This window comes from Streptomyces sp. CNQ085 (assembly GCF_022614595.1).
GTDB lineage: Bacteria > Actinomycetota > Actinomycetes > Streptomycetales > Streptomycetaceae > Streptomyces.
The window spans coordinates 16,385-28,793 of the sequence record NZ_JAJFAU010000047.1 but is presented as its reverse complement, the minus strand read 5'-3'; the positions used below and the strand labels follow the sequence as shown (position 1 = coordinate 28,793).

11 protein-coding genes are annotated in these 12,409 nt (G+C 71.8%); 7 read left to right on the top strand and 4 right to left on the bottom strand.

Features of this window, described 5'->3' with window-relative positions; translation table 11 throughout:
• From LJ221_RS10950 to eccE, 3 genes are all read right to left on the bottom strand, one after another.
• Nucleotides 1-2,369, bottom strand: a 2,369-nt coding sequence (locus tag LJ221_RS10950) for an SCO5717 family growth-regulating ATPase (RefSeq protein ID WP_374228425.1), incomplete at its 3' end; no start/stop codon positions are given.
• Nucleotides 2,370-2,602: 233 nt separating this feature from the next.
• Nucleotides 2,603-3,340, bottom strand: coding sequence for a hypothetical protein (locus LJ221_RS10945; RefSeq protein WP_241715817.1), 738 nt, complete (start codon nucleotides 3,338-3,340; stop codon nucleotides 2,603-2,605).
• Entirely contained in the window at nucleotides 3,340-4,662 is a 1,323-nt protein-coding gene (eccE, locus tag LJ221_RS10940) for a type VII secretion protein EccE (RefSeq protein WP_241715815.1), read from the bottom strand. Before eccE ends, LJ221_RS10945 begins: the two co-directional genes overlap by 1 nt.
• A 192-nt stretch (nucleotides 4,663-4,854) precedes the next feature.
• On the opposite strand from eccE, the gene eccB reads away from it, so the two are divergent.
• The 7 genes from eccB to LJ221_RS10905 all read left to right on the top strand — a co-directional run bounded on the left by eccB (nucleotide 4,855) and on the right by LJ221_RS10905 (nucleotide 11,929).
• Nucleotides 4,855-6,366: a type VII secretion protein EccB gene (gene eccB / locus LJ221_RS10935; protein WP_241715813.1), complete on the top strand. Its 1,512-nt coding sequence runs from the start codon at nucleotides 4,855-4,857 to the stop codon at nucleotides 6,364-6,366.
• Between the two features lie 17 nt (nucleotides 6,367-6,383).
• Nucleotides 6,384-7,685 carry a type VII secretion-associated serine protease mycosin gene (gene mycP / locus LJ221_RS10930; protein ID WP_241715811.1) on the top strand — a complete coding sequence of 434 codons (1,302 nt, stop codon included), beginning with the start codon at nucleotides 6,384-6,386 and terminating at the stop codon, nucleotides 7,683-7,685.
• A gap of 98 nt (nucleotides 7,686-7,783) precedes the next feature.
• A complete protein-coding gene (locus LJ221_RS10925) occupies nucleotides 7,784-8,194 on the top strand; it encodes a hypothetical protein (protein WP_241715809.1) in 411 nt (136 codons plus the stop codon).
• A 16-nt stretch (nucleotides 8,195-8,210) separates the two neighbouring features.
• Complete coding sequence (locus tag LJ221_RS10920; protein ID WP_241715807.1) at nucleotides 8,211-9,887, top strand: WXG100 family type VII secretion target; 1,677 nt, start codon at nucleotides 8,211-8,213, stop codon at nucleotides 9,885-9,887.
• A gap of 136 nt (nucleotides 9,888-10,023) precedes the next feature.
• A complete protein-coding gene (locus LJ221_RS10915; protein ID WP_241715805.1) occupies nucleotides 10,024-11,175 on the top strand; it encodes a S8 family serine peptidase in 1,152 nt (383 codons plus the stop codon).
• Between the two features lie 72 nt (nucleotides 11,176-11,247).
• Nucleotides 11,248-11,613, top strand: coding sequence for a WXG100 family type VII secretion target (locus tag LJ221_RS10910; protein WP_241715803.1), 366 nt, complete (start codon nucleotides 11,248-11,250; stop codon nucleotides 11,611-11,613).
• 28 nt (nucleotides 11,614-11,641) lie between these two features.
• Complete coding sequence (locus LJ221_RS10905) at nucleotides 11,642-11,929, top strand: WXG100 family type VII secretion target (RefSeq protein WP_241715801.1); 288 nt, start codon at nucleotides 11,642-11,644, stop codon at nucleotides 11,927-11,929.
• A gap of 116 nt (nucleotides 11,930-12,045) precedes the next feature.
• On the opposite strand, the gene LJ221_RS10900 is transcribed toward LJ221_RS10905, so the two are convergent.
• Nucleotides 12,046-12,279 (bottom strand): DUF397 domain-containing protein, encoded by a 234-nt coding sequence (locus LJ221_RS10900; protein WP_241715799.1) that lies wholly within the window; start codon nucleotides 12,277-12,279, stop codon nucleotides 12,046-12,048.
• Nucleotides 12,280-12,409 lie beyond the last annotated feature (130 nt).

The following is a 12,409-nucleotide window of genomic DNA, read 5'->3' as shown; positions in this document are numbered from 1 at the left end:
TGTCCTACGCACGGATCGGGGAACGCGGGGTGCGGCGGCTGATGGAAAGCGAACGACCCCTGGCCGGGGTGGGCCCCCCTCCCCGCCCCGGGGCGCGACCGGTCCACCTCACCGCCGAGGCCCGCCTGGCCGGGCTGGCCCGGGTACGGCGGGTGGCCCGGATAGGTCTGGCCGGGCTGCTGCGGGTACGGCTGGGGCTGCCCGTACGGCTGCTGTGGGTGTGGCTGCGGCTGGTACGGGGGGTATGGCTGCTGCTGATGGCCGGGGTAGGGCTGAGGCTGACCGGGGATCGGCGGGGCGGTCAACGGCGGGTTTCCGCCGGGCGACCACAGGCCCTGCTCCTGCTGGTGGCGTGAGAAGTCCTCTGCGATCAGGGCAGCGAGGTTGAAGTACGCCTCGCGCGTCCTGGGGCGCATCATGTCCAGATCCAGCTCCGCGCCCGCCGCGAGGTGCTCGTCGAACGGGACGACCACCACATCGCGGCAGCGCGTCCTGAAGTGCGCCACGATGTCGTCCACCTTGATCATCTTCCCGGTCTCGCGGACCCCGGAGATGACCGTGATGCCGCGCTGCACCAGATCGCCGTAACCGTGGGCGGAGAGCCAGTCCAGCGTCGTACTGGCACTGCTGGCGCCGTCCACGGACGGGGTGGAGATGACGATGAGCTGGTCGGCGAGGTCGAGGACACCGCGCATCGCGCTGTAGAGCAGGCCGGTGCCCGAGTCGGTGAGGATGATCGGGTACTGCTGGCCCAGGACGCCGATGACACGGCGGTAGTCCTCGTCGTTGAAGGTCGTGGAGATCGCCGGGTCCACGTCGTTGGCGAGGATCTCCAGTCCGGAGGGAGCCTGTGAGGTGAACCTGCGGATGTCCATGTAGCTGTTGAGGTACGGGATCGCCGTCACCAGGTCGCGGATCGTCGCACCCGTCTCGCGCCGCACCCGGCGGCCGAGCGTGCCGGCGTCCGGGTTGGCGTCGATCGCGATGACCTTGTCCTGCCGCTCGCTGGCCAGCGTCGCGCCGAGCGCCGTGGTCGTCGTCGTCTTGCCGACGCCGCCCTTGAGGCTGATCACCGCGATGCGGTAGCAGGACAGCACCGGAGTGCGGATGAGGTCGAGCTTGCGCTGCCGTTCGGCCTCCTCCCTCCTGGCCCCGATACGGAAGCGGGAGCCGCCGCGGCCGCTCTGCGGGCGGGGCTTCTTCTTCTGGTTCAGCAGGCGCTCGGAGGACAGTTCCACCGAAGCGGTGTACCCGAGCGCGCCCGGCCGGCTCGGAGGCTGCTGACGGGGGTCGGGCCAGGCGGAGCCGGCGCGGGGGTCCTGTGGCTGCGGGCCGGGCGCGGGGGGCTGAGTGGGAGGCAGCGGCTGGGAGGGGCCGGCCTCGGGTGCGGCCGGCGGCTGGGGGAAGCCGTAACCACTCTGCGGGGGCGGCGCACTGGGTGCCGCCGGAGGCTGCGGGGCCCAGTGCTGAGGCCCGGGAAGCTGGTAACCCTCCTGCGAGGGCGGGTTGGGTACTGCCGGAGGCTGCTCCGGTACGCCGGTCCAACCCGCCCCCGGAGCAGGCACGCCGGGCGGGGGAGGGGCAGGCCGGAAGTGCGGCGGCAGGGGAGGCAGCCCGGCCGACGCTCCGCCCTCCGGAGCGGTCCGCCATGGTGGCGGGGGAGCCTGCGGGGCGGACACCGCAGGAGCCGGGGGCTCCGGATCGGAGCCGTGCGGTTCACCGGCGGTTCCGGTTCCTGCTCCGGCTTCGGACCCACCGGGGTCGTCCGTCCCCGTGGCTTCCTCCCCGGGCCGGGAGCCGGCTTCGGAATCGGTGGACGGCGAGGCCGGTGGCGTCTCGCCGCCGGAGGGGGCTCCGCCGGACGGCGGGCCGCCCGCGTTCTCCTGCCGTTCGTCCCCGTTTCCGGCGGTCTCCTGCGCTGCCTGCCGCTCGGTGATCTCCCGGCGCGGCGCGGCGGAGGAGAAACGCATGGTCGCATCGGTGAGGGAGTCGTCACCGGTGAGAGGCTCCGCCTGCCGGCCGTCCCCCCCGTCCTGCCCTTCCGCGCCCCCGTCGACAGTTCCCGGCGACGGGCCTGTCCCCGGTTCACCGGCTCCCTCACTGGTGTCCCCCGCGGGAGGCCCGGCAGGCGGAGCCGGAGGGAAGGCGGGAGGCGCGCCGGCGCCCGTGTCCGTCCTGTCCGGCTCCGCTCCGCCCGCGGGACCGCCGGAAGCGGCCGGCGGCTGCGGGGCGGAGCCGGCGTTCCGCATGTACCAGGCAGGCGGCGTGTAGTCGATGGTGAACTCGCCCGTGGCGTCGAGCTCGTCCTTGGGCAGGTCGTCGCCGGGTTCGATCCCGTCGACACGGATCTCGTCCCGGTCGCTGTTCACAATGCCTCCTGCTGATCTGGTCGAGCATCCCGGCCGAACCGCGCGGGCCGCTCCCCGCGGACGGCGGACCCGGCCACCGGCTCCCGTCGCGGCCCCCGGCCCGTTCTCCGGAATGTCCTGCCGCGCGCGTGTCCACACTAGTCGCCGCGGGCGCCGAAACGGCATGCCGGTCCCGTCCCTTCCGGACAACGGACCGGTGACGAGCGGCGGACGGTGAGAGGGTCGAGGGGCCGTCAGTCCAGCCGCCTGGCCGCGCCCAGCAGTCCCGTCTCGGCGTCGGTGGGCCGGGTCAGCACGAACCGCCGGTCCCTCCCGGCGCACCACAGCGTCACCCCGTCGGCGAGCGTGGACAGTGCCTCGGTCTCCTGCCGCGACAGGGAGAGGACCCTGCCCACCTGCCGCGCCTCCTCGGGAGAGACCTGCTGGACACCGGTGAGCGAGGCCCCCCGGAGCAACCGGGGAGCCACCGGGCTCAGGTACGGAAGCAGCGTCAGAACCGACTGCCAGGCTCCCGCGGAGACCCGGCCGCGCGGCGGCTTCATCCCGCAGTCCCGGATCACCACGACCGGTGAGACGGCCGTGGCGCCCAGCGGCGGGACCCGGCCGACGTCATGGAGCGTCATGCACTGCTGATCGCCGCCCGCGGCCCTGGCCAGCTCCGTCCACACCTGAGGCCGACCGGTCTCGACGGCCACCCGCGCGCCCGTGCCCGCCGCGCGCAGCGCCAGCACCTGAGCCGTCCACAGGCCGCCGATCAGCACCACGTCGTAGGGGACGGGATGGTGGAGACCGATGACGGCCGGGCGGTCCTCGACATCGACCCCGGCCACCACTCCGTCATCGCCGACCGGCAGGGCGAGCGCCTCCAGCTGCTCCGCGGAAAGTATGTGACGGGCCGTCCGCGGCCCGCGCAGTCCGAACCCCGGGCGGGGACGTGCGGTCGTGCGTACCGGTTCGGCCGGTCCGGGCATCAGCGTGTCCCCCCCAGTGGAAGCGTCGCCAGCACCCCGGGCACCTGCTCACGGTCCAGCCGGGCTATTCCGACACGGCGCTCCCGCGCCAGCCGCTCCAGCACATGCCGAGCGCTGACCAGTTCGGCGTCACTGCGGGCGGTGATGCGCACATGCCCGCGTATCGCGACCGAACGGCTCCCGCCCCGGCTCAGGGTCAGTCCGAAGGTGGTGGCCAGGGCGGGCAGCCCCGTCAGCAGCGCCACCAGCGACGGCAGCGGAGCGGCCCCCGGCCCCAACTCGGGCCAGCGCGACACCGCGTACGTGGTGTGCCAGCGGTCGTCGCACCGCCAGGCGCGGGCCCTCTCCTCGGTGCGCCGCGCGGGAGCGGAGTCGGGGCGTCCGGCCCGCGCCGTGGCCGCCGGGCTGGCCCCGGCCGACGTCGCCAGGGCAGTGACCAGCTCCTGCTCCGACAGCAGCGTCGCCCGGAACCCCGAGCCGGCCAGCCGGCTCGCCAGCTGGTCCGCTGCGCGCACCAGGCAGCGCTGCGCGCCCTCCAGACCGTCACCGCGCGCCTGGACCGCCTCCCGGCACAGCTCCGGGTCGAGTTTGAGGGCCAACCAGGTCACGCGTACGGCCGGTGCGCCGCACGACGCCTGGACGGGGCCGTAGCTGGAGGCGGCCACGGATCGCGCCGGCAGATGGGGCGCCGGAGCGGGCTGGGTGTACTGCACCGCCTGCACCGACTCCAGCCGGATACCGTCCACCTCCAGGGCGTCGGAGAGCAGCCGCAGCGGCAGGGGCCGCTCGTCGGGGCCTGAGCGCAGAGCGGAGGGACGGGGCTCGACCCGCAGCACGGCCGTCAGGAACGTGCCGTCCCCCACCATGCCGACGCCGCGCCGTTCGCGGTCGACGTAGGTCAGACTGCGCAACGCCGGATCGCACTCGGCGGCGGGCGCCAGGCCCGGGTCGGTGTTCGGCGGCAGCACCTCGGCGACCGCCCGCCGCCTGCGGCGGCGCAGCGCCACGACGGTGCCCAGCCACTCCGGGAGGGGGCGGCCGCGTCGCCGAAGCACCGTCAGGAGCAGCAGCGCGACGGCTACCATGGCCGCCGGGACCACCAGGACCTCGTGCATGGCGGCCGCGGCCAGAACTCCCGCCGCGGCCAGCTCGGCCAGGACCAGATGGTGCAGCCGGAGCGGTCCCGGGCCGCGGCGGCGCGCCTCGGCGCGCGGCGTGGCCGTTCGTGCCGGACGCGGCCCCGCGGACTCGGGGCGTGTGCCGTCCGGCACCGGGCTGTCGGGCACGGACATGGCGGTCCGGGCCCGCGTGGCGGTCCCCATCCCCTGAAAATCCCCTTGTGTCCGTAATCGCCCTGACACTCCAGGGCGTTGGTCGGGCGATCACCCTACCGGAGCAGCGGGAGCCGATCGCCAACGGGCATAGTAGGGGCCCGGTCCGACACGAGGCAGTAGTGGCGGTGCCCCGGAATCCCGCGGGGCACCGGACCCACCAGCGGGGAGAAGCAGCGAGAGATGGCATCACGGCGGGACGAGCTCAACGCCTACACCTTCGCCAAGAAGCGGCTGGTCTCGGCATTCCTCCAGCCCACCCCGGCCGGGACCGAGGAGGGGGCGCCGCGTCCGCTGCGTGCGGTGATCCCCGGGCTGGTCATCGGTGCGGTGATTCTGGCGGGCTTCGGGGCCTGGGGGATGTTCAAACCCAAGGCGCCCAAGGGCTGGGACAACCCCGGCGAGAAGGTCATCATCGGCAGCGAGTCCACCACCCGCTACGTCGTCCTCGAGACCAGGGGGAAGAAGCAGCTCCACCCGGTGCTCAACCTGGCCTCCGCGAAACTCCTGCTGGACCCGGGCAAGTTCGGGATCGTCGAGGTCGACGAGAAGGTCCTCGACAGCGGGAGGATCCCGCACGGCGCCACCATCGGCATCCCCTACGCCCCCGACCGGCTGCCCGGCAAGGACGAGGCGGCGAAGGCCAAACGCTGGGCCGTGTGCGTCCAGCCCGGCGACGACGGCGTGCAGAAGGCGGTCTTCGTCCTCGCCGAACGGGACGCGGAACGGGTCGAGGGGAAGAACCGGCTGCGCGGCGGCCAGGTGATGTACGTCAGAGGCCCCGCCGGGGAACTCCACATCGTCGACGCGCAGGGCACCGCGTACCCCATCGAGGCCGACGACACGCTGCTGCGCACCGTCGTCGGCAGCGCGCCCCCTCAGGACGTCAGCGCCGACTGGCTCAGGACCCTCGAGCAGGGCGATCCGATCCAGTTCCCCCAGGGGATCGAGGGAACGGGTGCCCCGGCCGGCGCACCCGGCGACCTGGATGCGGAGGCCAACCGGGTCGGCATGGTGCTGCGCGCCCCCTCCGGTACCGGCCACCAGCACTACGTGGTCCTTGAGGGCCAGATCAGGCCGGTCACCGACTTCATGGCCAAACTGCTGCTCAACAGCCCGCGGTCCACCCCGCTCGGCCAGCAGGGCAGGGCCCGGGAGGTCAGCGCCGGAGCCATCCGGCCCGAGAGCACCTTCTACGGGAACAGCCGGAACTGGCCCGAGGCGGAACCGAGCGCGGTCAACCGTGCGGGCAGCGGCCGGGACGCCCTGTGCAGCGTGCTGCGCGGCGTCGACGAGAAGAAGGGCACCACGACGCTCAGCACCTGGGCGGGCGAGGAATACCCGGCCACCCTCCCCAACGGGGCCACCAGCGCCTACGTGACCCCCGGATCGGGTCTGCTCCTCCGCCAGATCACAGGACGGGACACCGCATCCGGCGGCGTCTTCCTGGTGACCGACACCGGCCTGCGCTACGCGGTGCAGGCGAACACCGACAGCGGCCAGGACGAGTCCGAGATCGGCACGGACGGCCGCGAGGAGGATTCGGAACGCGGCGCCGGGGAGGGCAACCGGGCGCAGATCATGCTCGGTTACGAGGGCGCCCGGCCGGTGCCGGTGCCCGCCGCCTGGTCGGGGTTCCTGCCCACCGGGCCGAGGCTGAGCACGAACGCGGCGAAGCAGCCGCAGGGTTCCTGAGCCGGATGAGTTGCGAGATGACGGACACCCCGGCCACCACCACGCCCGCTCCGACGAGGTGGGCGGCGCTCCCCACGGCCGCGGCGATCGCCCTGGCCACCCTGGGCGCCGTCGCCGGTCCCCTGGCCTGGGCGCCGCCGGCCGCCGCGGACACCGGGCAGTGCACCTTCCCCGCCAAGCCCTTCGAGGGCAGGCCCTGGTCGCTGAAACGGGTGATTCTGGACCAGCTGTGGGAAAGGACGAAGGGCAAGGGCGTCAAGGTCGCGGTCATCGACACCGGAGTGGACGACGACCACCCCCAGCTGAAGAGCGCGGTCGACGCCGGACTGGGCATGAGCAACCTGCCCGCCCCGGAGAAGGACGAGTACGGCAACACCCCCGAGCCCCCCGCGAAGGACGGCACGGAGGACACCGTCGGCCACGGCACCAAGGTCGCGGGCATCATCGCCGCGCGCCCGGCCGAGAACACCGGCTTCGTCGGCATCGCGCCCGAGGCGACCATCATCCCCATCCAGCAGAACGACGCCGCCGGGAGGGGAAACACCGACAGCATGGCCGAGGCCATCGACCACGCGGTCGACGCCGGGGCGAAGGTCGTCAACATCTCGCAGGACACCACCAGGGCCCTCGAACCCAACTCAAGGCTCGAGCAGGCGGTGAACCGCGCGCTGGCCGAGGACGTCGTCATCGTCGCCTCGGCCGGCAACGACGGCCTGGGCGGCAACGTGAAGGAGACCTATCCGGCCTCCTACGAGGGCGTCATCGCCGTGGCCTCCTCCGACCGCAACAACGAGAGGGCGCCCTTCTCCCAGTCGGGCGACTTCGTGGACGTCGCCGCGCCCGGCGTCGACATGATCTCCACGGTTCCGGGCGGAGGCCACTGCGCCGACAACGGCACCAGCTTCTCGGCGCCTTACGTCGCGGGTGTGGCGGCCCTGCTCGTGGCCGAGCACCCGGACTGGGAACCGCACCACGTCGCGGCCCAGATCGCGCAGACCGCCGAGCGCTCCGTGCCCGGGCACGACCGCCATGTGGGCTGGGGCGTGGTCGATCCCGTCCGGGCGCTCACCGAGGACGACAGGCGGATCGAGAAGCCGGTGGCCCGTGAGGGCGTGGACCGGGCCGAACCGCCCACCCCGGCCCGGCTCCACCTCGGCGAGACCCCGCAGGAGCGCGACAGGCGCCTGGGCACCTACGCGGTGGTCGGCGGAGGCGTCCTGGTGTCGGTGATGGCCGGGGGCTCGCTGGTGTACCGGGACTGGCGGCGCAGACGGGGACCGGCCGGGAACCGCGTCCGCGGTGCCGAAACGCCCATGTGACTTGCCGGAGAACCGGCTTGCCTTCGTGTCACAGGCGGTGGCTAGAGTGATGGGGCACGGATCGGGATGTGCGTTGGAGCAGGCGGAGGGGGAGCCTGATGGGGGTGCCGACGGAGAAGCTCAGGGGTGAGCTCGAGTCGCTCAAGGACTTCAAGAACCGGGTCGACGGCATCCTCGAGGAGTTGGAGAGTTCGCCCGCCTCTCCCACGAAGGTGGGGCAGCAGGAAGTGAAGCGCTCCTCCTTCGGGGGCGAGTTCGCCGAGGCCGACGGCGTCTACTCGCAGTACACCCGGGTCCACACCCAGCTCACCAGGCTCTCCGGAGTCCTCGGCGACCAGATCGAGGCCATGCGCATCGCCGTCCACGGCGCCGACGTCGGCTTCGGCAACCTGGAGGACGACCTGAAGCGGCGCTTCTGGGAGCTCCAGACCAGGGCCCACCAGTACCAGCAGCGGCAAGCGGCGAGTGGGCAACCGCCCAAGGACGAGGCCACCGGGGTCACCTACTGACGGGTGAGGTACGACCGTGACCGACAAGAAGGACGGGCAGAACGGGCAGGACAGACCCGAGGAGCCGTTCGTCGCGGGGCAGCTCGTCATGACCGACCTCAAGCGGAGCGGCGCCCTCGTCCCGGTCGACCTGTTCGGAGGCACGGTCGCGCGCAACAGCGTCATGGGCACCACGGACTTCGAGAACAAGGATCTCGAAGAGATGCTCTCCCTGGTGGACGACGCCGACCCGGCCGACATCGAGAGCGCCGCCGACACGCTCTGGGACGCGGGCGGCAAGATCAGACAGATCGGCGACGACCTCAGGAAGCACATCGACAAGGTCGACTGGGAAGGCGAGTTCGGCGGCAGTTTCCGCGACTGGGGCCGGAAGCTGAGCAAGAACACCCTGCTCCTCGCGGACTTCACCGAGAAGGCCGGCACCCAGCTGAAGGCCGCCGGAGTCGGCCTGTCCATGGTGCGCGGCGGCATGCCCGAGCGCGACCCGGCGGTCATGGCCGCGCCGCGCCTGGAGAGCATCCCGCCCGAGGAGCGCGACGAGTCCAACGAGAAGTACAAGCTGGCCAGGAAGAAGGAGGACAACCGCCAGGAGGCCATCAACCAGATGAACCGCCTGGCCTCCTACTACAAGGTCTCGCACGACAACATGAAGGACCTGGAGGAGCCGGAGTTCGGCCCGATGCCGAACGTCGGCATGCCGCCGGCGCCACCCGGATCTGGAGACGAGTTCCTTCCCGGGCCCGGGCGTAACTCCGCACCCTCCGGTTACGGAAATGGCGGACTCGCCGGCGGCTCGCAGGTCACCGGCGTCGGAGCGACGCCTTCCGCTCCGAGCGGGCCCGGCTTTGTCGGGGGAGCGCCCGTCCCTCAGGAGTCTGTGCGCACGGACCTGAACACCGTTACCCCCCTGGCGCCTCCCGCGCCCGTCGACACCGGTCCGCGTAATCAGCCCGCCCCGACCGGTGGCGGGCCCGTCACGCCCGGTCCCGCCCCGTCCGGTCCTGCCCCCGTCCCCACTCACAGAGGAGGGGGGAGCCCCAGGCTGGTAGGGACCTCCAGGCTCCCGGCCACACACGCTCCAGGGCAGGGACCCGGTCAGCCCGGCACGGGACGAGCCGGCGGCTCGACCACCGTTCCACCGGCGAACAGTACGAATCCCCGTCCGGTCACAGGCTCCGGCCCTCCCGCTGGAGGGGCGCCCACCGCGACGACACCGCCCATGGGGCGGGGCGGCAACGGCATCTTCGGGGGCACTCCGCAGCAGGGTGGTGGAACATCCAACGGCCCGCGTCTCCCGCGCGGAACCGTGGTCGGAGCGGAACACGGCATGGCGGGGCGCCCCTCAGGGGGAGCCGCGGGCACGGGAGCGATCGGCTCGGGGACAGGCGGTGGCTCCGCCGGACGCAGGACGGGTGCGCCGACCGGCGGCGGTGCCGTCGGAGTTCCCCGGAGCGCCCCGGGCCAGGGCGGCGCGGTACACCCCTTCACGCCTGGCGGCTCCGGGCTGGCGAGAGGCGGCATGGGCGGACCGGGTGGGAGCGGTCAGGGCACGACAGGTGCGGTACCCCGCAGCGGAAGCACGGCTCCTCGCGAGGAGAACCGTAAGGACTCCCGCAGGCCCGACTACCTCATCGAGGACAAAGAGACCTGGCGGACGGGGCGCAACGGAATCGCCCCTCCGGTTATCGACTAACCCACGACAGAGAGCGGCGATGACGGCAGGACACGACCACGGCCACAGGTTGCCGTCGCGGCGTATGCGACGGTGCCTGCTCTCCGTGCTGGCTGTAACCGGTGCATGGACCGTATGCCTCGTCGGGACGGCACCTGTGGCTCAGGCGGACGACATCCGTTCGCAGCAGTGGTACCTGGACGCCATGCGGGCCGAGGAGATGTGGAAGGTCAGCACGGGCGAAGGCATCAAGGTGGCGGTCATCGACAGCGGCGTCAACGACTCCACCGATGCTCTCCGGGGTCAGGTACTGCCCGGGGAGGACCTGACCGGGACTCCGGGGGAGGCTACCGACGACTACCTCGGCCATGGAACGGACATGGCCGAAGTCATCGCCGGCACAGGGAAGAACGGGAGCGTCCGGGGACTGGCTCCTGGAGCGAAGATCATCCCGTACCGGATTCCGCTGAAAGGCCTGGGCAGCAAGCTCAAAGCCGACGGCTACATGAAGGCGATCCGCGCAGCGGCCGACAGTGACGCCAAGATCATCAGCATGTCCTTCGGGGGCTCGTACTACGACTCTGCCGGAGCCGAGGCCGTCGAGTACGCGATCAGCAAGGGGAAACTACTCTTCGCCTCCGTCGGAAACGACGCCGAAGGTGAGAACAAGCCGAGATATCCCGCCTCGTACCCCGGCGTCGTCGGTGTGGGCGCTACCGATGAGAAGGGCGAGGTGGCGGGCTTCTCCCAGCATGGCGTCAACGTGGACCTGTCCGCTCCGGGAAGCGAGATGCCCGGATGGTGTGACGAGAGCTTCCAGAAGTACTGCGCCGGCAAGGGAGGCACCAGTTCGGCCACCGCCATCGCCTCCGCCTCGGCGGCCCTGATATGGGCGAAGAACCCGGACTGGACGGCCAATCAGGTTCTCCGTGTGCTGGTGGACACCGCCGGGCGCAAGGACCGGAAAGAGGGGGCCTCCAGCGTCTACATCGGATACGGTGCCGTCCGGCCCCGCATCCACCTCCTCGAGGGCAAGGGCGACCCCGGAGACCCGGGCAGGAACCCGATCGAGGCCACGGAACCGACTTTCTCGCCCGAGGCGTCCTCCGCCAAGGGGGAGGGCGACGGCAAGAACGACCGGGCCAGCGCCGGCGCGACGGACGAGGACCGGAAGGACCAGGGTGAGACCGTGGTCGCCGAGTCGGAGGACGACGGCAGTCTGTGGATCTACCTGGGGGCGGGTGCCGCGGCGGCCATCGTGCTCGCCGGCGCGTCCGTCCTCGTGCGGAGGACGAACCGCAGGACATGACGGGGGCTTGTACACGGAGCACCCATGACGACCAGCCAGTGAACACCATCAACCCCATTCGAGGAGAACGGTATGTCCGGAGAAGGCGGCGGCGACTTCCAGTCAAATGATGCCGATCTCAAGTCGCTGATCGGCGAGGTCAACGACATGCAGGCCAAGCTCAAGAGCAAGATCTCCAACCTGAACGCCGTGGTCGACACGGTCCAGGGCGCCTGGAAGGGTGATGCCGCGAGCTCCTACGACCGGCTCCAGCGGCAGACGAACGAGTACGCCCGGAAGCTGGACGGCAGGCTCCAGATGATCGGGGAGGCCCTCCAGGCGAGCAAGGACGGCTTCACCGCCAACGAGATCGACCAGGTGGAGAAGTTCAGCCAGCTGGCGAAGGCGAGCCCGATCAGCGACTTCGCCGGTACGGGCGTCACCCCGACCGTCAAGTAACGAGCCGTACAGAGAAGGTAGGGGCGATATGACCATCAAGATCACTTACGGCACCGTCGTCAGCGCGGCGGAGGACGTCCGCACCGCGGCCAAGGAGCTGACGAACCAGCTCAACGCGCTCGAGGACAAGGTGATGAAGGTCGTCAACACCTGGGACGGTGAGGCGAAGCAGGCGTTCAGGGCCAAGCACGCCGGCTGGAGCCAGGACGTCAGCGGCCTGAACGCCACACTCAACGCCATCGCCGACAACCTGGTCGAGTCGACCAACGGTTACCAGCGGACGGACCGCAAGGCGGCCCAGCGGTTCGAGTTCTGACCCCCCGGATCCGCCGCGAACACCCGGCGGGCGCCCGGTGACCGAGTGCACTCGGTCACCGGGCGCCCGCTCGTTCTCCACGCGCTCCCGGCCGGTGAGCCTCGAGTCGCCGGGTCTCAGGGCTTGAGGTCGAACTCCCCGTCGCGGACCCCGAGGACGAAGGCCCGCCACTCGGCGGCGGTGTAGCGCAGCACGGTGCCGGGGTCCTTGGAGTTGCGCATGGCCACGGCGCCGCCCGGCAGATGGGCGATCTCCACCTTCTCGTCCTCCGGACCGCCGGGCGCGCTCTCCCACACGGCGTCGGAGATGTCCATCGCGTACAGCTCGTCCTTCTCCTGCTGAGTCCCCATCAGTGTCCTTCCTCGACGGACGCCGGCGACGGGAGCGTGCCCCGTGCCGTGCCGCGCCGCTGAACCGCGGTGCGGCGTCGGTGAACGTGAGGGGGCACGGCGCGGCGCCCCGCGGCTCACGGCCCCCGGG